This window comes from Micromonospora sp. CV4, assembly GCF_003667455.1.
GTDB lineage: Bacteria > Actinomycetota > Actinomycetes > Mycobacteriales > Micromonosporaceae > Micromonospora.
This window is the reverse complement of the sequence record NZ_RCVI01000361.1, coordinates 1-18,701: the sequence shown is the minus strand read 5'-3', so window position 1 is coordinate 18,701 and position 18,701 is coordinate 1. Positions and strand designations below refer to the sequence as shown.

The window sequence follows — 18,701 nt, the reverse complement described above, 5'->3', positions numbered from 1 at the left end:
CCTCACCGGCCCGGCGTTCTGTCTGTCCGACCGCTCCGGTGACCCTGAGATCCCCCTGATTCCGTCTCCGCTTCCGACCGCCGCGCGGCGACACCTGCTAACTTCTGTTGGCATGTGCAAGGGCTGGTTATGAGTGCCGCTTCGCCGCCAACCGGTGACGACCTGGTCCGGATGCTGGCGACCCTGGCCAACCCGCACCGGCTGCGGGTCGTCGCCGCGCTGGCCCGCGAGCGCGCCTACGTCAGCCGGCTGGCCCGCCAACTGGGCATCAGCCGGGCGCTGTTGCAGGTCCACCTACGGAAGCTGGCGGCGGCCGGGCTGGTCACCGCACGCCTGGAGTTGTCGGAGGACGGAAAGGCCATGAACTACTACGAGGTGGAGCCCTTCGTGCTCACACTGACCCCCGAGATCATCGCGGCGGCGGTCGAGACGCTGACCGTGCCCGACTCGGCCGAGCAGCCGGGAGCGGAGCGATGAGCGAGCACGACTGGACCGAGGTGGTCGGCGCGATCGGCATCTTCGCCCTGCTGATCAGCGTGTTCACGGTGACCATCGTGCAGCTCGCCAAGACCCGGCGGGCCCGGCTCGAATCGGACCGCGCGCACGACTACCGCCGGCTCGCCGAGACAGCCGCTCAGGCCCAGGCCGAGAACGCCCGACTGCTCGCGGCGTTGGACGGCCGGCTGGGCGGGATGGAGACCCGGATGGGCGCGCTGGAACGCGTCCTGCGCGAGGTCGACTGACCCCTACGAAAGGCCCCGGGCCGTCGAGCGGCTACTCGACGGCCCGGGTGGAAGCAGCCCCACCTCGCCCGACGGGCGAGTTTCACCCGTGACGCTCCTTCGAGGAGAGGACAGCACTCCATGCTGCGCGTACGCAAATCCGCCGTCGGCTGGGCGGTCGCCCTGGCCCTCACGGCCACCGGCCTGGCCCCGGCCAGCCCGGCCGCCGCCCGGCCACAACCGGCCCCGACCATCGACTGGCAGCCCTGCGCCACGGACGCCACCGCCGAGTGCGGCACGCTGTCGTTGCCGATCGACTGGCGACGGCCCCGAGGCGAGCGTTTCGACCTGGCGCTGGCCCGGCGGACGGCCACCGACCCCTCCGCCCGGACCGGAACGCTGGTGTTCGGCCCCGGCGGGCCGGGCGACAGCGGGGTCGACCGGGTGGTGACCGGCAGCTCCCGGTTCAGCGCCGAGCTGCGTCGCCGCTTCGACATCGTCAGCTTCGACCCGCGCGGAACCGGCCGTAGTCACCCGGTGGTCTGCTCGACCGACCTGCTCGCCCGGCAACCGCAACTGATTGCGGACCAGGCGCAGTTCGACGCCACGCTGGCCGGCAACGCGCTGCTGCGGGCCGACTGCCGGGTCCGCACCGGGCCCCTCTACGACCACGTGGACACCACCAGCGCCGCCCGCGACCTCGACGCGGTCCGCGCCGCGCTCGGCGAGCGGCAGCTCACCTTCCACGGCAGCTCGTACGGCACCCTGCTCGGCACCCGGTACGCCGAGCTGTTCCCGCACCGGGTCCGCGCCATGGTGCTGGAGTCGACGGTCGACCACAGCCTCGGCACCAGAGCCTTCCTGGACACCCAGGCCGTCACCGCGGAGGACTCGTTCGACGAGTTCGTCGCCTGGTGTGCCCGGTCCATCGGCTGCGCTCTGCGCGGGTGGGACGTCCGTGCGGTCTGGACCGGGCTGCACACCCGGGCCGAGCAAGGCGGGCTGACCGACCCGGACCGACCCGGTGTCGTGCTGACCCCGTTCGAGCTGAGCCGGCTCGCCCACAAGAAGCTCTACGAGACGCAGCGATGGCCGGGGCTGGCCGACTGGATGGCGAAAATGGACGCCGCCACCGGGTCGATCGCCGCCCGACCGGCCGCGGGCTCGACGGCGGCCACCGTGGCGCCGTACCCGTTCGCGGTCTTCTGCCAGGACTGGAGCCTGCCCGTCCGCGACTACCGGGAGTACGCCGAACACCTGCGCCGAGTGGGCCGCCTCGCACCCGACCTGCGCTACCCGCCAGCCCTGTTCGCCCTCGTCACCTGCCTGGGCACCCCGACGCCGGTCGCCAACCCGCAGCACCGCCTGCGGGTCCGCACCGACGTGCCGCTGCTGCTCGCCGCCACCCGGCACGACCCGGCCAGCGGCTACAACTGGGCCACCAACGTGGCCCGGCAGTTGGGCGACCACGGCGTGCTGCTCACGTACGAGGGATGGGGGCACGGCAGCTACACCACCAGCCCGTGCGTGGGCGGTGCCGTCGACCGCTACCTGAACAGCGTGGTGCCGCCCCGGCCCGGAACCACCTGCCCGGCCGTCGAGCCGTCGTCGTGACGCGCCCGCCGGTCTGACCGGCCGGACGTCCGGCCGAGTGTCGGTCCCGGTCGCCGCGCGGCGACCGGGACCGACGCCCCGGTCAGCGCAGGACGCGGTAGCGCAGGTGCGCCACGGTCGGCCCGGCCACCACCGCCACCTGCTCCAACCGTGGCGCGATCCCGTCGAAGAGCCGTTCACCGGCCCCGAGGAAGATCGGCACCAGGTGCAGGTGCAGCGTGTCGATCAGCCCGGCGGCCAGGTACTGCCGGACCGTGCTCGCGCCGCCGCCGATCGACACCTGACGGTCACCCGCCGCCTCCCGGGCCTGCCGCAGCGCCGATTCGATCCCGTCGGTGACGAACCGGAACTCAGTGCCGCCCCGCATCACCAGCGGTGCTCGGGGATGGTGGGTGAGCACGAAGACCGGGGTGTGGAACGGCGGATCGTCGCCCCACCAGCCCTGCCAGCTCTCGTCCCAGTCGCCGTCCCCGCCGCCGAACATCCGCCGGCCCAGCACGTACGCCCCGACGTCGCGGGTCAGCTCGTCGACCAGGTCGGCGTCGACGCCCCGCTCGCCGCCGGTCAGCCCGTGCTGCGCCCGCCAGCTGTCCAGGCCGAAGAACCACTCGTGCAACCGCAGCCCGCCACGGCCCAGCGGATCCTGGCGGCTCTGGTCCGGCCCGGCCACGTACCCGTCCAGCGAGATCGACAGTTGACTGCTCACCGTTCCCATGCCAGGACGACTCCCGCGGCCGTCCGAACTCATCGCTGGGTGGCCAGTCGGGCCGCTCGCAGCTCCAGGTAACGCTGCTCGGGCAGGCTGGTGGTGCCCCGCGCCGCCGCCAGGTACGCGTCCCGCGCCGCCGCGGGCTGCCCGGCGAGCTCCAACAGGTGGGCCCGGACGGCGGCGAGCCGGTGGTGCCCGGCGGTGCGCTCATCGTCGTCCAGCGCGGTGAGCAGGGCGAGCCCGGCCTGGGGCCCGTCCACCATGGCCACGGCCACCGCCTGGTTGAGGGTGACCATCGGGTTCGGCGCGATCCGGGCGAGCAGCCGGTATAGCGCCGCGATCTGCCGCCAGTCGGTGGTCGCGGCCGTCGGGGCCTCGGCGTGCACCGCGGCGATCGCCGCCTGGAGCTGGTACGGGCCGGGCGGTGACCAGGTCAACGCCTCGGTGATCAGCGCGATGCCGGCCGCGATGGCCGTCCTGTCCCACCGGGACCGGTCCTGCTCGGTCAGCGGCACCAGCTCGGCGTCCGGGCCGACCCGGGCGGCCCGGTGCGCGTCGGTGAGCAGCATCAGCGCCAGCAGCCCGGCCACCTCGCCGTTGTCGGGCAGCAACCCGTGCAGGACGCGGGCCAGCCGGATCGCCTCGCCGGTCAGCTCCACCCGGTGCAGGTCCGGCCCGCTGGACGCCGTGTACCCCTCGTTGAAGATCAGGTAGAGCACCCGGAGCACCGTCCCCAGCCGCTCGTCGCGCTCCTCCGGTGCGGGCATGCTGAACCGCGCGCCGGCCGCCTCGACCCGCTGTTTGGCCCGGCGGATCCGTTGGCTCATCGTCGCTTCCGGCACCAGGTGCGCCCGGGCGATCTGCGCGGTGCTGAGCCCGCCGACGGCGCGCAGGGTGAGCGCCACCTGCGCCGAGGGCGCCAGCGCCGGATGGCAGCAGAGGAAGAGCAGGGTCAGGGTGTCGTCGGCGTCCGCCACCGCCGGCTCCGCGTCGGCCGCCGGCGCCACCCCGGCGTACGCCGGCTCGCGCAGCGCCACCGCCACCTCGCGGTCCCGGCGGGCGCGCTCGCTGCGCCACTCGTCCGTGAGCCGGCGGCTGGCCACGGTGAGCAGCCAGGCGCGAGGGTTGTCCGGCACGCCCTGCCCGGGCCACTGCGTCGCGGCGGCGAGCAGCGCCTCCTGCACCGCGTCCTCGCACCGGTCGAACTGGCCGTGCCGGCGGACCAGCAGGCCGAGGACCTGCGGCGCGAGCGTGCGCAGCAGGTCCTCGACCGTCCGGTCCTCGGTCACATCTCCGTCCCGGCCTCGTCCATGATCGGGCGGACCTCCATCGCGCCGCCGAAACGCACGTCCGGCCAGCGGGCGGCGATCTCGGCGGCCCGTTGCGGGCTGTCACAGTCGACGGCCAGATAGCCGGCGAACTGCTCCTTGCTCTCCATGAACGGCCCGTCGATGACCTCCGGGTGGCCGCCGGCGAGCCGGATCGTCCGGGTCTGCGACGGGTCGGCCAGTGCCTGCCCACCGATCAGCTCGCCGGACTCGGTCAGCTCCTTCATGATCTCGTCGACCTCGCCGAACAGGGCGGTACGCTCCCGCTCGGTCAGCTCCTCGGTGAAGCCGGGCCGGTTCCAGATCAGCAGCATGTACTTCACGGCGACGCTCCTCGGGTCCTGGTCGCGCCCCGGTCGGGGCGCGGTCTCACCGGAGGGTCGGAGCCGAAGCTCCGTTCCCTACCGGCTACCGAAGAACATCGCAGAATCTTTTCGACGGTGGCGGTCCCACGCCGCCCGGTTCAGCGGTGGCGGTCCCACGTCGACCGGTTCAGCGCGGGTCGGGCCGTCCCGGCACCTGTCGAGGCGGTGGCCCGCCGCCGACGTCCAGCGACGCGCGGTCGGCCGCGGAGGTGCCCGAGGACCAGCCCTCGGCGTCGCGGACGCTGAGCCGGTGCCGGGTGACGCCGGGGAAGAGGGTGTCCAGCCGCTCCCGGACCGCCTCGCCACGCGCGGCGAGGACCGGAAGCAGCCGCTCCGGGCCGGCCGTCTCGGCCGCCGCCCGGTCCGCCGCCTCGGTGGTCGCGCGCAGCCGCTCACCGATCCGCAGCGCGAACGCGTTGAGGAAGGACTCGTCCCACACCTTCGTCCGCCGCCCCGACCCCGGCCGCCGCTCGGCCCGCCCGCGCAGCATCGCGGCGGTGGCCTGGACCAGCAGCGAGGTGTAGAGCAGCTCCACCGCCACGAGGTCGGCCGGCCAGCCCAGCACGGTGGCGAAGCCGAGATCGTCGGACCAGACCGCCTCACAGCGGTTCGCCGCCGCGACCTCCTGCACCAGCAGCGCCTTCGCCCCCGCGTACGGGGCGTCGGTGCCGAGCCGTACCCCGCCGGGCAGGTCGCCACGGTCGGCCCCGGCGGCCACCAGTGCCTCGTCGATGCTGTGTCGGGCGATCAGCTCCTGCGCCTTGGCGGTCAACGCCTCCGCCTCGGCCGGGAAGGTGGTCGACTCGGCCTTGGCCAGCAGCGCCCTTACCCGGTCGAGCATCCCGGACCCGCTACGGGCCGCGCCGCCCGGCCGGCTGGCGGCCGCCGCACCGGTCGTGCCGGGTGGCGGGCGCAGCACCGCGATCGGCGGCAGGCTCTCCACCAGGACGAGGGTGTCCACCGCCGCGCGCAGGGCGTCGACCCGGTCCAGCCCTTCCCGAACGGACCAACCGGCCAGCACGTTCCGGTCGTCGTCCCACCACACCTCGGCGGCCAGCTCGCGTAACTGCTCGTCCCACCAGGCCGGGACCGGCCCGGCCTGCTCGCGCCGCTGGGCGGCCATCGCGTCCCGGACCAGCCGGGCCGGGCGGGCGCCGAGTCGTCGGGTGGTGAGCCGGTCCAAATCGGCCGGCTGCCAGCCGCGTGGCCAGAGCCGCGCCACACCACGGACCAGCCGGCGCAGCAGCGCCGCGTCCACCGCCGCCGCGCCATCCGCCGCGCCGCTGCCGACCATCAGCCGGTCCAGCTGCCGTTCGGCCTGCCGTACGTCGGTGCCGCGCACCGCCGCGAGCGCATCGGCGACGAGTTCGTCCGGGTCCGGCACGTGCACCTCCTCCTGCGGGTTCCGCTGCCGGAGCGGCTCCGGCCGCCCCAACTCCATGATCATGCCGGTAGTCGTGCCGGCGGCTCGGAACGGGGATGTTGCCGATCGGCCGTCCCGGACGGCGTGCCGGCATGGTCCGTCCCGTTCCGGGTAGTTCGGGGCTGACCCGAGGCGATGCGAGGTGTGCGATGACCGGTTCCTCCCTGCCGGACGCGCGCGCCGCCGACGTGCCGGACAACCGTTCGTCCGCCCTCGCCGGCGTCCTGATCGGGATCGCGGTGATGGCCGCGGTGGACGAGATCGTCTTTCACCAGCTGCTGGCCTGGCACCACTTCTACGACCGGTCCACCCCGTCGGTGGGCCTGCTCTCCGACGGGCTGCTGCACGCCGCCGAGCTGCTGGCCCTGGTCGGCGGGTTCTTCTGGTTCGCCGACCTGCGCCGGCGCGGCGCCCTGGCGGCCCGGTTCGCCTGGGGCGGGTTCCTGCTCGGCGCCGGGGGCTTCCAGCTCTTCGACGGGCTGGTCGACCACAAGGTGCTCCGGCTGCACCAGATCCGCTACGGCGTGCACCTGGTCCCGTACGACGTGGTGTGGAACGTCGGCGGCGCCGTACTGCTGCTCGCGGGCGCCGCCCTGGTCTGGCGGGCCCGTTCCCGCCCGCCGCGCGACGGGTCCCGGTGACGACGCCGCTCGGCCCGGCCTGGTTCGCGTCGCCGGCGCTCGCGCACGGGGGGCACGCGGCGGCGGATGGTCCGGGCTGGTTCCCACTCGCGGCGGTCGGTCTGCTGGCCGGTGGCTACCTGCTGGCCGCCGCGCGGGACACCCGGGGCTGGGACCATCGGCGCACCGCCGCCTGGCTGGCCGGATGCGCGCTGCTGGCGGTCGCCGTGGGGCCGCTGGGCCAACCGTCCGACGACCCGCGCGGGCACATGGCGCAGCACCTCCTGCTCGGCATGGTGGCGCCGCTCGGGCTGGTGCTCGGCGCTCCGGTGACCCTGCTGCTGCGGATCTCGTCCACGCCCACCCGCCGGTTCGTCGGCCGGCTGCTGCGCGCCCGCCCGGTGCACCTGTTGGCCCACCCGGTCACCGCCGCGCTGCTCACCACGGGTGGGCTGGCCCTGGTGCTGCTCACCCCGCTGTACGCGGCGGCGGAGCGCCAGCCCACCCTGCACCACGCCCTGCACCTGCACTACCTGGCCGCCGGTTACCTGTTCGCCTGGGCGCTGGCCGGCCCGGACCCGGCGCCGCGCCGCCCCGGGCTGGCCGTTCGGATCGGCGCGCTGCTCGGCGCGGCGGCCGGGCACTCGGTGCTCGCCAAGTACCTCTACGCGCACGCCGACACCCTGCCGCCCGGCGTCACTGATCCGGATCCGGCGGCGTTCCGTTCCGCTGCCCAACTCATGTACTACGGCGGTGACGTCGCCGAACTGCTGCTCGCCGTGGCTCTCTTCGCCACCTGGTACCACCGGCCCTCCCGCCTCCACCCGCCGAGACCATCGCGGGTGATCAAGAGGTTCGCGTCACGAAAGGGCCGCTCCCTGACGGAAACCTCTTGATCGACGACGGGAGGAGCGGGAGGGGGCTAGTTGCGTGAGGAGAGAGCGGTGGAGAGTCGACCCAGGAACGCGCGGATGCTCTCCTCGCTGTGGTGCGTCTCGGCCTGGTCGTTGAGGGGGCCCGAGTAGCGCAGCGCCTGGTCGAGCGCGTCCAGCGTCTCGGCCCGGTCACCCGGGTAGAGCCCGCCGACCACGCCGTCGGCGACCCGGGACACCACCGTGTCGTCGAGCGCCTGGTCGAACTGGACCCCGTAGAGGATCCCGTTGACGTGGCCCTTCCAGCTGTCCGTACCCATGCTTCTAATCTCCCCCTAGAAGATCTGTCTGCCGTCCCAGCCCATGATCGGGACGCCATTGAGGCCGTTGCGCTTGAATTCGGCGTCGAGGTTGGCCATGTGGCTCACCTCGGGCTGGTAATGACCACTGCGCGCCGTCGCGTGCTGGACCATACCGTCCTTGACGACCAGCTCACCCGCCGCCGCGACCGGCTGCCCGTTACCCAGCGTCGAGTGGTGGAAGTCGCCCACCTTCTGGTAGTTCGACGCGTACAGGTTTCCGTTCCGGTCCATCACGAAGATCGCCTGGCCGTTGCCGCTGAACACGGTCTGCGCGCTCGACGTGTCGAACGGCTCGCCGTTCCTCGCGCTGCGCAGGACGCCGTTGCCGTCGAAGAACACCCGGTGCTGTTCGAGCTCCTCCGGGCTGAGCCGGCGCACCGCCGTCGGGAAGTGCCCACCCGGCAGGTGCTCGTTTTCGTACTTTTTGAGCATCGGCTTCAGATTGTCGTAGCGGGGCGTGGTGTGCGGGCCGGGCACGCCGGGTCGTCCCGGGCCACCCCGTCGCGGGCCCTTGCGAGTGAATCGGCGCAGCAGCGTCTTCGCCCGCTTCAGCAGCCGCGGAATGATCTCCTTGACGACCCGCTCGACGACCTCCTTGATGATCCGTTGGATCGCCATCCGCGCCAGGCCGATCGACACGGGGATCTGGGCCAGCGAGGCGCCGAGCGTGGGGGCCGCCGCCGCCAGCGCGATCGCCACCTGCACCACGAGGATCGTCAGTTGGACGATGACCAGGATCTTCTGCGTCAGGGTGATGATGGCCATCACCAGCAACGCCATGCCGATCAGCTCGGCCGCCTGCGCGCCGTCCTCCATCCGGCGGGGCGCACCCTCCTCGTCCCGCCAAGCCTGCTCGAACGCGCGGACGTCGTCCCCGCTGTTGGTCGCCCCGACCTTCGCCGCCCCGGACTCCGCCTCCGCGAGCGTCGTGCGCAGCCGGCCGGCGAACGCGAACCACAGCTGCGACGCCTCGAACAGCAACTCCTCATCGGCGGTCGGCCAGGTGAAGCCCACCCAGCCCAGCGCCTCGACGAGTTCAGGAGGTAGCTGCATACCCACCGGGCAGCTCCATCCTCGTGAAGAGTTCCGCGTTGGCGGTTTCGGTCGCCTCGTGCGCGTCGGCACCGAGGTCGAGGTTCGCGGCAGTCTCCAGCAGCTGGTCGGCCATCGACCGGTACACGTCGAGCGCGTGGGTCAGAACCTCGACGTACACGGCACCGAAGAGCGAGCCCGCCTCGTCGGCGCCCCACGGATTACCCGCGCCGTTCACCGTCGATTCGAGGCTGGCGATCTCCGCGCCGAGCTGCTGACCGGTGGCTGCGAGCGATCCCGCCGCCGCATGGAGGGCGTCGACGTCGACCTGGATCCCGTCGGACATGGGCTCAGCGTCGATCCATCCGCCGGGTGACCGCGTCCAGGTCACCGATCATCTGCTCGAACCCGCGGAACGCGTCCTCCGAGACGCGTTCGAGCTGACGGGTCAGGGCCGCGCTGTCGGCGCCGACGGCAGCGGTCAGCTCGGCGCGCCGGGCGCGCTCGTCGGCCTGCGCCGCCTTGACCGCCTCCAGGACGTACCCGGCGATCGCGCTGGTGCCCGCCCGGGACAGGCTCGGGTCGATCACCAGAGTCTCCAGGCCGCCGAACGCGGACACCTCCGCCTCGACGAGACCGTCGGCGCCGGTGCCCCGCCCCACCATCTGCTCGGCCGACGGTGCGGCCGGCTCTCCGACACCGTCCGGCTGTGCCGTGGTGGAACCCGTGGCCTGGCTCAGCAGTCGCATCGCCTCTTCGAGCGAGCGACTCAGGCCGGACGGGTCGATTCCGCTCGCCATGCTCGTCCCCCTACGACTCGCAGTTCTCTTCCCCGGTGAGCGACAGTAGCAACGCGGCACCTGTCCTCGCGGCCCGAAGTCCTCTGTGGATCGTGCTAACGGTCGATGACCTGCGGATCGTCGTAGGCGACCTGCCGGTCAGGTTTGTGGGGAGGCCAGAGCGGCGGCGAGGAGCGCCGCCAGTTTCGCGGCTCGGCCGGGATGGGCGTGGCCGACCCACGCGACCCGGCCCGCCAGGTGCTCGGCGAAGGCCGGGTGGCCGGCGTGGTTCTGGGCGGCCAGCCCGGTGCGGGCGGCATTGTGCAGGATCGCGCGCAGCCGGTCGTACTCGACGCGGGGCGCCGCCGGCCGTTCATTGACCACCAGCCCGGCAAGGAGCTGCCGGTCGGCCCGGCCACGCACCCGGGTCTTACGCGCGTGTACGCGGAAACCCTCGTCCCGAACCACCTCGGTCACCGCGGCGAGCAGGTCGGCGACCCGCCGGGGCGGCAGTTCGCCGGAGAAGGCGAGGTCATCGGCGTACCGCTGGTAGTCGACGTCGAACGCGGCGGCCAGCCCGGTCAACCGGCGGTCGAGCCGGAACGCGCAGAGGTTGGCCAGCGCAGGCGAGGTGGGCGCGCCCTGCGGCAGGTGCCCGCCGCGCAGCACGGCCAGCCGCCAGACCCGGTCGGGCAGGTCGGCCGGCGCGGCACGAAGCACCGCCGCCGGGGTCCGGGTGGTGCAGATCGCCGTGAGCGCATGCGCGACCGGCTCCGGGTAGCCCGCGGTGCGGAACAGCCCGTACACCCGGCGCGCCGGCACGCTGCCGAAGAACGCGGTCAGGTCGATCCGGACCACCACCGCTCGCCCGGCGTGCGCGGCGGCGAAGGTGTGCGCCGACCGACCCGGCACGAACCCGTGCGCGGCCGGGTGCACCGGCAGCGGACCCAGCACCTCGGCGAGCAGCCGCCGGTGCAGTGCGCGCAGCCGTGGCTTCGGCGCCTCGATCAACCGGCCGGCGGCGGTCCAGCGGTACCGATAGTGGTGCAGCCGGTGATCGCCGGCGCGGCGGTTCATGGCCCTCCGGTCGGCGTACCAGTCGAGCTGCTCCGGGGTCAGGTCGAGCATTCGGGCCAGGTCGGCCAGGTTGTCCAGGACCGGGGTCGACCAGGGCCGGCGGACCGTGCGGGCCGGCGTCACCGGCCGGGCGCGGACCGCGACGGTCTGGCCGCGTTGCCGCGCCGCGCCGACCACCTCGGCCAGCAGCGCCAGGCTCGCGAGGAGGGCGGCCAGCTCCCGGGGCCGGTCGCGCGGGGCCCGGGGGTACGCGGCGAGCGCGGCGTCCGCCACCGGCCACAGCCACCGGCGGCGTACCCCCAGCACCCGCCCGCCGGACGCGACCAGGTCCCCGCGCTGCCACCGGTCGGCGGCGAGGAACGCGTCGGCGAGCGCGACGGCCAGCGAGCGGACCGTCGTCACGGCCGGCCCACGGTGGATGACAGCGTGCCCCGACGAATCCCGGTCGTACGGGTGCACAGGCTCGCGGAGCGTGCCGACGCACCTGTGGTGTGGTGCCCAGGTGGATGTGACGCCCCCGGGGTTGCCCCGGAGAGACTCCGACCGCGTCCCCACCGGGGGCGCGGCCAGGTCAGCTCGGGGCACGCTGCCATCGGGGCAGCGTATCCCCGGTCGGCAGGTGACGGGCAGGGCCGGGGCCCGGCCCGCCGCGGGTCACCGCCAGTCGGCGAGGATCGTGTCGACCGGTAGGACGTCGTGCTCCGGGTCCGGCGCCGGAGCTGGCCGGCCGGTCGGCGTCCGGTCGAAGCGGGGTGCCGGGGCCGGCTGGATCTCGCCGCCCACCTCGACGAAGGTGCCCCGTGCGGCGTTGTGCGGATGCCGGTGCGCCTCGCGGGGGGCGAGCACCGGCGCGACGCACGCGTCCAGGTCGGCGAAGACCGTCGTCCACTCGTCCCGGCTCCGCTCGGCGAACCGCTCGGTGAACCGCCGGCGCAGCTCGTCCCAGCCGCTCGGGTCGTACTGGGCGGGCAGGTCCGGCTCGTCGGCGAGGCCGAGGCCGCTCAGCAGTTCGGCGTAGAAGGCCGGTTCCATCGCGCCGACGGCCATGAAGCCGCCGTCGGCGGTGCGGTACGTGTCGTAGAACGGCGCCCCGCCGTCGAACATGTTGCGCCCACGCGGCGCGGCCCACAGGCCGGTTTCGAGCAACCCGTGCAGGAACGCGGTGAGCAGGGCCGAACCGTCCACCATGGCCGCGTCGACGACCTGGCCGACGCCGGAGCGTTCCCGTTCCAGCAGCGCGGCCAGCACGCCCACGGCGAGCAGCATGCCGCCCCCGCCGAAGTCACCGAGCAGGTTCATCGGGGCGTACGGACGCTCGCCGGCCCGACCCAGCGGCTCCAGCGCCCCGGCCACCGCGATGTAGTCGATGTCGTGCCCGGCCCGAGGCGCCAGCGGGCCGTCCTGGCCCCAGCCGGTCATCCGCGCGTACACGAGCCGGGGGTTGCGGGCCCGGCAGACCTCCGGGCCGAAGCCCAGCCGCTCGGCCACCCCGGGCCGGTACGCCTCGACCAGCACGTCCGCCCGCTCCACCAGGCGCAGCAGGTCCGCCGCCCCGGCCGGGGACTTCAGGTCGAGCGCGGTGACCCGCCGGCCGCGTTGCAACGGCCCGCCCGTCGGCGCGGCCAACCTCCCCGCGGCCGGACCGCCGGGCCGGTCCACCCGCACCACGTCCGCGCCGAGGTCGGCGAGCACCATGCAGCCGAACGGCGCCGGAGCGAGGCTGGCCAACTCGACCACCCGTACCCCGGCCAGCGGACCGCCGCGCGCCGGCCCGTCCGCCGTACCACCGGTGGCCGTCACGCGGCGCTCACCGCCTCGGTCGGGTGGGTGGTGAGCCGGTCGACGAGGTCGGCGGGGGGCGTGAACCGGTCGCCGTAGCGGGCGGCCAACTCCGTCGACCGGGCCGCGAAGCTGGCCGGGCCGCCCGCGTACTGCCGGACGTAGCGGATCACCCCGCCCGTCCAGGCCGGGAAGCCGATGCCGAAGATCGAGCCGATGTTGGCGTCGGTCTCGGTTCGCAGCACCCCCTCGTCCAGGCAGCGCAGCGCGTCCAGCGCCTCGGCGAAGAGCATCCGCTCCTGAAGGTCGGTGAACGGCACCGCCCGCCCCGCCTCGGTGGCCAGGTCCGCGAGGCCGGTCCACAACCGACCCCGGGCGCCGTCGGCGTACCCGTAGAAGCCGCGCCCGGCGGCGCGCCCGGGCCGGTCGTACGCGTCCACCAGCTCGTCCACGAGCCGGTGCGCGGGCAGCGGCAGGAAGTCTTCGCCGGCCGCCTCGAACTGTCGACGGATCCGTTGGATCAGGGTGAGGCTCACCTCGTCGGCCAGCGCCAGCGGCCCGGTCGGGTAGCCGGCCTGGAGGGCGGCCTGCTCCACCGAGGCGGCCGGCACCCCCTCGGCGACCATGCCGACCGCCTCGTCGATGAACCGGCCGATGACCCGGCTGGTGAAGAAGCCCCGGCCGTCGTTGACCACGATCGGGGTCTTGCCGATCCGCCGGCCCAGGTCGAACGCCCGGGCCAGCGCGGCGTCGCCGGTACGCTCGCCGACCACGATCTCCAGCAGCGGCATCCGGTCCACGGGTGAGAAGAAGTGCATGCCGATGAAGTCGGCCGGGCGGTCCACCCCGGCGGCCAGCCCGGTGATCGGCAGCGTGGAGGTGTTGGACGCGAGCAGGGCGTCCGGCGCCAGCACCGGCAGCACCTCGGCGAAGACCGAGCGTTTCAGCGCCGGGTCCTCGAAGACCGCCTCGATCACCGCGTCGCAACCGGCCAGCGCGTCCACCCGGTCGGTGGTGGTGATCCGGTCCAGCACGGCTCGGGCGTCCACCTCCGTGGCGCGACCCTTGCGGACCCTCCGCGCCAGCAGCCGTTCGGCGTGCGCCCGGGCCCGGCCCGCGGCCTCCGGCGAGACGTCCTTCACCACCACGTCCAGGCCGGCGCTGGCGCAGGCGTACGCGATGCCGGCGCCCATCATTCCGGCGCCGAGCACCGCGATCCGTCGCACCGGCGCGACGTCCACTCCGGTGGGTCGGGCCGCGCCGCCGTTGACGGCCTTCAGGTCGAAGAAGAACGCGCCGATCATGTTCTTGGCGATCTGCCCGGTGAGCAGGCCGATCAGGTGCCGGGTCTCCACGGTGAACGCGGTCTCCAGGTCGACCTGGGCACCCTCGACGGCGGTGGCCAGGATCGCCTCCGGCGCCGGCAGCCGGGCGCCCTTGAGCTGCTTGCGCAGGGTCGCCGGGAAGGCCGGCAGTTGCGCGGCCAGCGACCGGCTGGCCGGGGTGCCGCCGGGCATCCGGTAGTCCGGACGGTCCCACGGCTGCGCCGGGTGGGGATTGGCGGCGATCCAGGCCCGGGCCCGGTCCAGCAGCTCCGTCGGGGTGGCCACCACCTCGTCGACGAGCCCGGCGTCCAGGGCGTCGGCCGGGCGCATCCGCCGGCCGGTGAGCAGCACCGTGGTCAGCGCCCCGGCCAGGCCGAGCATCCGCACCGTCCGGGTGACACCGCCGGCGCCGGGCAGCAGGCCGAGGGTCACCTCGGGCAGCCCGAGCCGGCTGCCGGGCGCGTCCAGGGCGACCCGGTGGTGGCAGGCGAGCGCGATCTCCAGGCCGCCGCCGAGCGCCGAACCGTTGACGGCCGCCACGACCGGCCGGCCCAGCGTCTCCAGCCGGCGCAGGTCCCGCTTGATGGTGCCGAGCAGTTCGGCCAGCGCGGGTGCGTCGGCACGCGTCGCCCGGACCATCTCCGGCAGGTCACCGCCGGCGAAGAAGGTGGACTTCGCGCTGGTCACGATGACACCGGTCAGCTCGTCGCGCTCGGCCTCCAGCCGGTCCAGCACCGAGCTCATCGACGCGGCGTACGCCCGGTTCATCGTGTTGGCGGACTGGTCGGGGTCGTCCAGGGTGAGCGTGACGATGCCGTCGGCGCCGCGGTCGTACCGGATGGTGTCGGTCATGGTCATCCTCCGGGTCAGCAGCGCTCGAGAACGGTGGCGACGCCCATGCCGCCGCCGATGCAGAGGGTCACCACGGCGCGGCGCAGGTCACGGCGCTCCAACTCGTCCAACGCGGTGCCGAGCAGCATCGCACCGGTCGCGCCGAGCGGGTGGCCGAGGGCGATCGCGCCCCCGTTGACGTTCACCCGGTCCCGGTCCAGGCCCAGGTCGCGGACGTACTTGAGCACCACCGCGGCGAACGCCTCGTTGATCTCGAACAGGTCGATGTCGGCGAGGGTCAGTCCGGCGACGGCGAGCGCCTTGTGGGTGGCCGGGATCGGGCCGGTCAGCATCAGCGTCGGGTCGGCGCCGGTGACCGCCGCGCCGACGATCCGGGCGCGCGGGGTGAGGCCCAGGTCCCGGCCGACCTGCTCGGAGCCGATCAGCACCAGCGCCGCGCCGTCCACGATGCCGGACGAGTTGCCGGCGTGGTGGACGTGGTCGATCGCCTCCAGCCAGTGGAACTTCTGCAAAGCGACCGCGTCGAAGCCGGCCGCCTCGCCCATCATGGCGAAGGACGGGGTGAGCCGGGCCAGAGCCTCCCGGGTGGTCTCGGGGCGGGGGTGCTCGTCGATGGTGAGGATGTCCAGCCCGTTGCCGTCGCGGACCGGCACCACCGAGCGGGCGAAGTGCCCGCCGGCCCATGCCTTGGCGGCCCGCTCCTGCGAGCGCAGCGCGTAGCCGTCCACGTCGTCGCGGGTGAACCCCTCCAGGGTCGCGATCAGGTCGGCGCTGACGCCCTGCGGCACGAACGACGTGGCCAGCGCGGTCTGCGGGTCGGTTGCCCAGGCCGCGCCGTCGGAGCCCATCGGTACCCGGGACATCGACTCGACCCCGCCGGCGAGCAGCAGGTGCTCCCAGCCGGAGCGGATCCGTGCGGCGGCCGCGTTGACCGCCTCCAGCCCGGAGGCGCAGAACCGGTTGAGCTGCACCCCGCCCACCTGGTCGGGCAGCCCGGCGAGCAGCGCGGCGGCCCGCGCCAGGTCGCCGCCCTGTTCGCCGACCGGGGTGACGATCCCGAGCAGCAGGTCTTCCAGCCGGTCGACGTCCAGGCCGGGGTTGCGCTCGCGCAGCGCGTCGATCAGGCCGACCACCAGGGAGATCGGCTTGACCCCGTGCAGCGCGCCGGTGTCCCGGCCGCGTCCGCGCGGGGTGCGGACCGCGTCATAGACGTACGCCTCAGAGGGCACGGGCGATCAGCTCCTTCATGATCTCGTTGGTGCCGCCGTAGATCTTCTGGACGCGGGCGTCGGCGTACATCCGGGCGATCGGGTACTCGGTGGTGTAGCCGTAGCCGCCGAAGAGCTGCAGGCACCGGTCGATGACCTCGCACTGCCCGTCGGTCAGCCAGTACTTCGCCATCGCGGCGGTGGCCACGTCCAGGTCGCCGCGGGTGTGCCGGACGATGCAGTCGTCCAGGAAGACCCGGCTGACCCGGGTGCGGGTGGCGCACTCGGCGAGCACCATCCGGGTGTTCTGGTGGCCCATCAGCGGCTTGCCGAAGGCGGCCCGCTCCTTCGTGTACGCGACGGTCAGCTCGACGGCGCGTTCCATCGCGGCGACCGCGCCGACGCCGATCACCAGTCGTTCCTGCGGAAGCTGCTGCATGAGCTGGATGAAGCCCAGCCCTTCGGCGCCGCCGAGCAGGTTGGCCGCCGGCACCCGGAACTCGTCGAAGAACAGCTCGGCGGTGTCGTTGGCGTGCAACCCGATCTTCGACAGCAGTCGACCCCGGCGGAAGCCCTCCGGATCGCCGCCGACCTCGCAGACCAGCAGCGATACGCCGGCCGCCCGCTGCTCGGGGTCGGTCTTCACGGCCACGATGATCAGGTCGGCCAGGCCACCGTTGGTGATGAACGTCTTCGCGCCGGTGACCAGGTAGTCGTCGCCGTCGCGGACCGCGCGGGTGCGCATCGCCTGGAGGTCGGAGCCGCCGTCCGGCTCGGTCATCGCGATCGCGCCGATCAGGTCACCACTGCACAGGCCGGGCAGCCAGCGGCGCTTCTGCTCCTCGCTGCCGTACGCCGCCAGGTAGCCGGTGACGATGCCGCTGTGGACGGCCAGTCCGAGGCTGCTCTCCCCGGTGTACGCCTGCTCGTGCAGCAGAACCGCCTCGTGGGTGAAGCCGCCGCCCCCGCCGCCGTACTCCTCCGGCACGGACAGGCCGAGCAGCCCCAGCTCACCGGCGCGCCGGTAGTGCTCGCGGTCGGGGTGGCCCTGCGCCAGCAGGCGTTCGGTGTGCGGCAGCACCTCCTTGGTGAAGAAGGTGCGGGCCAGGTCGGCCAGGTCGTCGTGCTCCGGCTCACGCCAGGGCGAGGGGGCACCGTCGGATGCGGGCGTCGGCATGTGCACCACCCTCGCGCCCTGTTGACGGCATGTCAATAAGTCTCGATCAAGAGCCGGAGGCCGCCGGAGCGGTCGGCGATCGACTCCGGTTCATTGACGTCGGGCGGTCCGCAGCGCAGGGATGCCACGACTTCAAGGAGGCCGAGTCGATCAAGCGGCGCCGGTAGCGTGCTGCGCACGAAGGGCCGGCACGTGGTCCGTCGTCGCCGTGGTGTCCATTGACCACTCGACAACGAACCACTCGACAACGAACTGGTGAGAGGGCGGTTCTGGCACCTGTTTCCATCAAGTGATCAAAGTGAGGGCGGTCGCTGACGGCTGAGCTGCCGATAGGGTCGGGCAGATGAGTGTCGAGACGGCTCCGCGCCGACGCCGGTTGGAGCCGGACGCCCGACGGGGGCAGATCCTGGCCTGCGCGGTCCGGCTGTTCGGCGAGCGTGCGTACCCGGACGTGTCGACCACCGACATCGCCCGGGAGGCCGGCGTCGCGCGCGGCCTGGTCAACCACTACTTCGGCACCAAGAAGGACCTCTACCTGGAGGTCGTCCGGGTCATGGTGACCATCCCCGAGGTGGCCCTGGAGCGGCTGCCCAAGGGGGACCTGCGAACCCGGGTCGACGCCAGCGTCTCCTGGTTCCTCGACGTGGTCTCCCGGCACAGCACCTCCTGGTTGGCCGCCGTCACCGCGCGGGGGATGGGCGGCGACGCCGACGTGGAGCGGGTGCTGGCCGAGGCCGAGGAGGTCGCCGCGGACCGGATGCTCGTCGCCGTCGGCCTGGCCGACGAGGCGGAGCACCGCGAGGAGTTGCGCGGCATGGTCCGGGCGTACGGCGGGCTGGCCACCTCGACCGCGCGGGAATGGCTCCAGCGGGGCGCGCTGACCCGCGCCCAGGTGCACCTGCTGCTCACCACCACGCTGTTGACCATCGTCGAGCAGGTCATTCCGCGGGCGATCACCCCCGGCGGCCGGGCCGCTTCCTGAGGGAGCCGGTACTCAGGCGGCCCGCCGGTCCGCGGCCCGTGCCGCCGGGACGGCGTGGCGGTCGGCGACCTGACCCGGGTAGGGCTCGGAGCGGACCACGCGCAGCGGCCGGTCGACCTCGTCGGCTCGGAACCGCCAGCGCGACGGTGCCGGCTGCCGCTGCGGCGCGGGCCCACCGGGGCGCAGACCGGGCCGGGACAGCAGCACGGTGATCAGGTAGCCGACCACCAGGAACCCGTGGCTGACCAGCCGTGCCCCGCCCACCGATCCGGTGGCCAGGTCGTTGACCGAGAGCAGCAGCAGCGTGCCGACGAACGCGCTGAGCATCGGCAGCAGGCCGGCCGGTGGGCTGCGGCGTATCGCGACGAAGAGGAAACCGGCGCCCACCGCCACGTTCCACGCGGCCGATTCGTGCCACAGGTGCTGGCCGGCGGGGTGCAGGTGATCGGCGGCCGCGCCGCGGCCCACCTGGGCC

Annotated in this window: 19 protein-coding genes and 1 pseudogene; 6 read left to right on the top strand and 14 right to left on the bottom strand. The window is 73.7% G+C overall.

Going from position 1 to position 18,701, the window contains the following annotated elements; genetic code table 11:
• Window positions 1-129: 129 nt before the first annotated feature.
• The 3 genes from EAD98_RS25460 to EAD98_RS25450 all read left to right on the top strand — a co-directional run bounded on the left by EAD98_RS25460 (window position 130) and on the right by EAD98_RS25450 (window position 2,336).
• Window positions 130-477 (top strand): helix-turn-helix domain-containing protein, encoded by a 348-nt coding sequence (locus EAD98_RS25460; RefSeq protein ID WP_121656518.1) that lies wholly within the window; start codon window positions 130-132, stop codon window positions 475-477.
• The gene (locus EAD98_RS25455; protein WP_121656517.1) at window positions 474-743 is read left to right on the top strand and encodes a hypothetical protein; all 270 of its coding nucleotides are present in this window, start codon (window positions 474-476) and stop codon (window positions 741-743) included. The genes EAD98_RS25460 and EAD98_RS25455 overlap by 4 nt, the downstream gene beginning before the upstream one ends.
• A 120-nt stretch (window positions 744-863) precedes the next feature.
• Window positions 864-2,336 carry an alpha/beta hydrolase gene (locus tag EAD98_RS25450; protein WP_121656516.1) on the top strand — a complete coding sequence of 491 codons (1,473 nt, stop codon included), beginning with the start codon at window positions 864-866 and terminating at the stop codon, window positions 2,334-2,336.
• An 82-nt stretch (window positions 2,337-2,418) separates the two neighbouring features.
• On the opposite strand, the gene EAD98_RS25445 is transcribed toward EAD98_RS25450, so the two are convergent.
• The 4 genes from EAD98_RS25445 to EAD98_RS25430 form a co-directional block, all read right to left on the bottom strand.
• Window positions 2,419-3,051, bottom strand: coding sequence for a dihydrofolate reductase family protein (locus tag EAD98_RS25445; RefSeq protein WP_121656515.1), 633 nt, complete (start codon window positions 3,049-3,051; stop codon window positions 2,419-2,421).
• Between the two features lie 29 nt (window positions 3,052-3,080).
• Window positions 3,081-4,334, bottom strand: a complete 1,254-nt coding sequence (locus EAD98_RS25440; protein WP_121656514.1) for an RNA polymerase sigma factor — start codon at window positions 4,332-4,334, stop codon at window positions 3,081-3,083.
• Window positions 4,331-4,687 (bottom strand): YciI family protein, encoded by a 357-nt coding sequence (locus EAD98_RS25435; RefSeq protein ID WP_233583971.1) that lies wholly within the window; start codon window positions 4,685-4,687, stop codon window positions 4,331-4,333. The genes EAD98_RS25440 and EAD98_RS25435 overlap by 4 nt, the downstream gene beginning before the upstream one ends.
• A gap of 178 nt (window positions 4,688-4,865) precedes the next feature.
• Complete coding sequence (locus EAD98_RS25430) at window positions 4,866-6,185, bottom strand: DUF2786 domain-containing protein (RefSeq protein ID WP_233583969.1); 1,320 nt, start codon at window positions 6,183-6,185, stop codon at window positions 4,866-4,868.
• 125 nt (window positions 6,186-6,310) lie between these two features.
• Here EAD98_RS25430 and EAD98_RS25425 point away from each other — a divergent pair, with 125 nt between their 5' ends.
• Together EAD98_RS25425 and EAD98_RS25420 are read left to right on the top strand one after the other, a co-directional pair.
• The gene (locus EAD98_RS25425; RefSeq protein ID WP_121656512.1) at window positions 6,311-6,802 is read left to right on the top strand and encodes a DUF2243 domain-containing protein; all 492 of its coding nucleotides are present in this window, start codon (window positions 6,311-6,313) and stop codon (window positions 6,800-6,802) included.
• Window positions 6,799-7,677 carry a cytochrome c oxidase assembly protein gene (locus EAD98_RS25420; RefSeq protein ID WP_121656511.1) on the top strand — a complete coding sequence of 293 codons (879 nt, stop codon included), beginning with the start codon at window positions 6,799-6,801 and terminating at the stop codon, window positions 7,675-7,677. The genes EAD98_RS25425 and EAD98_RS25420 overlap by 4 nt, the downstream gene beginning before the upstream one ends.
• A gap of 26 nt (window positions 7,678-7,703) precedes the next feature.
• Here the strand turns inward: EAD98_RS25420 and EAD98_RS25415 are convergent, their stop codons facing one another.
• The 9 genes from EAD98_RS25415 to EAD98_RS25375 all read right to left on the bottom strand — a co-directional run bounded on the left by EAD98_RS25415 (window position 7,704) and on the right by EAD98_RS25375 (window position 17,244).
• A complete protein-coding gene (locus EAD98_RS25415) occupies window positions 7,704-7,973 on the bottom strand; it encodes a hypothetical protein (protein ID WP_121656510.1) in 270 nt (89 codons plus the stop codon).
• Between the two features lie 15 nt (window positions 7,974-7,988).
• Window positions 7,989-9,074, bottom strand: a complete 1,086-nt coding sequence (locus EAD98_RS25410; RefSeq protein WP_147457487.1) for a hypothetical protein — start codon at window positions 9,072-9,074, stop codon at window positions 7,989-7,991.
• A complete protein-coding gene (locus EAD98_RS25405) occupies window positions 9,052-9,393 on the bottom strand; it encodes a WXG100 family type VII secretion target (protein ID WP_121656508.1) in 342 nt (113 codons plus the stop codon). Before EAD98_RS25405 ends, EAD98_RS25410 begins: the two co-directional genes overlap by 23 nt.
• A gap of 4 nt (window positions 9,394-9,397) precedes the next feature.
• Window positions 9,398-9,847: a YbaB/EbfC family nucleoid-associated protein gene (locus EAD98_RS25400; RefSeq protein ID WP_121656507.1), complete on the bottom strand. Its 450-nt coding sequence runs from the start codon at window positions 9,845-9,847 to the stop codon at window positions 9,398-9,400.
• 138 nt (window positions 9,848-9,985) lie between these two features.
• Complete coding sequence (locus EAD98_RS25395) at window positions 9,986-11,305, bottom strand: reverse transcriptase family protein (RefSeq protein WP_199723549.1); 1,320 nt, start codon at window positions 11,303-11,305, stop codon at window positions 9,986-9,988.
• A 252-nt stretch (window positions 11,306-11,557) separates the two neighbouring features.
• Window positions 11,558-12,703 (bottom strand): CaiB/BaiF CoA-transferase family protein, encoded by a 1,146-nt coding sequence (locus EAD98_RS25390; protein WP_121656506.1) that lies wholly within the window; start codon window positions 12,701-12,703, stop codon window positions 11,558-11,560.
• Window positions 12,700-14,859, bottom strand: coding sequence for a 3-hydroxyacyl-CoA dehydrogenase NAD-binding domain-containing protein (locus EAD98_RS25385; RefSeq protein ID WP_121656505.1), 2,160 nt, complete (start codon window positions 14,857-14,859; stop codon window positions 12,700-12,702). The genes EAD98_RS25390 and EAD98_RS25385 overlap by 4 nt, the downstream gene beginning before the upstream one ends.
• 14 nt (window positions 14,860-14,873) lie before the next feature.
• The gene (locus tag EAD98_RS25380) at window positions 14,874-16,088 is read right to left on the bottom strand and encodes an acetyl-CoA C-acetyltransferase (protein ID WP_121656504.1); all 1,215 of its coding nucleotides are present in this window, start codon (window positions 16,086-16,088) and stop codon (window positions 14,874-14,876) included.
• Entirely contained in the window at window positions 16,078-17,244 is a 1,167-nt protein-coding gene (locus EAD98_RS25375) for an acyl-CoA dehydrogenase family protein (RefSeq protein WP_121656503.1), read from the bottom strand. The genes EAD98_RS25380 and EAD98_RS25375 overlap by 11 nt, the downstream gene beginning before the upstream one ends.
• A 343-nt stretch (window positions 17,245-17,587) precedes the next feature.
• On the opposite strand from EAD98_RS25375, the gene EAD98_RS25370 reads away from it, so the two are divergent.
• Window positions 17,588-18,226 carry a TetR/AcrR family transcriptional regulator gene (locus tag EAD98_RS25370; protein ID WP_121656502.1) on the top strand — a complete coding sequence of 213 codons (639 nt, stop codon included), beginning with the start codon at window positions 17,588-17,590 and terminating at the stop codon, window positions 18,224-18,226.
• Between the two features lie 12 nt (window positions 18,227-18,238).
• On the opposite strand, the pseudogene EAD98_RS25365 reads toward EAD98_RS25370, so the two are convergent.
• A pseudogene (locus EAD98_RS25365) lies at window positions 18,239-18,701 on the bottom strand (hypothetical protein); the annotation flags it as partial.

What these genes read in the sequence shown, in the direction of transcription:
- EAD98_RS25415 (WP_121656510.1), bottom strand. Translation starts at nt 7,973, where the DNA reads ATGGGTACGGACAGCTGGAAGGGCCACGTCAACGGGATCCTCTACGGG.
- EAD98_RS25400 (WP_121656507.1), bottom strand. Translation starts at nt 9,847, where the DNA reads ATGGCGAGCGGAATCGACCCGTCCGGCCTGAGTCGCTCGCTCGAAGAG.
- EAD98_RS25370 (WP_121656502.1), top strand. Translation starts at nt 17,588, where the DNA reads ATGAGTGTCGAGACGGCTCCGCGCCGACGCCGGTTGGAGCCGGACGCC.
- EAD98_RS25460 (WP_121656518.1), top strand. Translation starts at nt 130, where the DNA reads ATGAGTGCCGCTTCGCCGCCAACCGGTGACGACCTGGTCCGGATGCTG.
- EAD98_RS25450 (WP_121656516.1), top strand. Translation starts at nt 864, where the DNA reads ATGCTGCGCGTACGCAAATCCGCCGTCGGCTGGGCGGTCGCCCTGGCC.
- EAD98_RS25405 (WP_121656508.1), bottom strand. Translation starts at nt 9,393, where the DNA reads ATGTCCGACGGGATCCAGGTCGACGTCGACGCCCTCCATGCGGCGGCG.
- EAD98_RS25375 (WP_121656503.1), bottom strand. Translation starts at nt 17,244, where the DNA reads ATGCCGACGCCCGCATCCGACGGTGCCCCCTCGCCCTGGCGTGAGCCG.
- EAD98_RS25435 (WP_233583971.1), bottom strand. Translation starts at nt 4,687, where the DNA reads ATGCTGCTGATCTGGAACCGGCCCGGCTTCACCGAGGAGCTGACCGAG.
- EAD98_RS25455 (WP_121656517.1), top strand. Translation starts at nt 474, where the DNA reads ATGAGCGAGCACGACTGGACCGAGGTGGTCGGCGCGATCGGCATCTTC.
- EAD98_RS25425 (WP_121656512.1), top strand. Translation starts at nt 6,311, where the DNA reads ATGACCGGTTCCTCCCTGCCGGACGCGCGCGCCGCCGACGTGCCGGAC.
- EAD98_RS25430 (WP_233583969.1), bottom strand. Translation starts at nt 6,185, where the DNA reads ATGATCATGGAGTTGGGGCGGCCGGAGCCGCTCCGGCAGCGGAACCCG.
- EAD98_RS25385 (WP_121656505.1), bottom strand. Translation starts at nt 14,859, where the DNA reads ATGACCGACACCATCCGGTACGACCGCGGCGCCGACGGCATCGTCACG.
- EAD98_RS25445 (WP_121656515.1), bottom strand. Translation starts at nt 3,051, where the DNA reads ATGGGAACGGTGAGCAGTCAACTGTCGATCTCGCTGGACGGGTACGTG.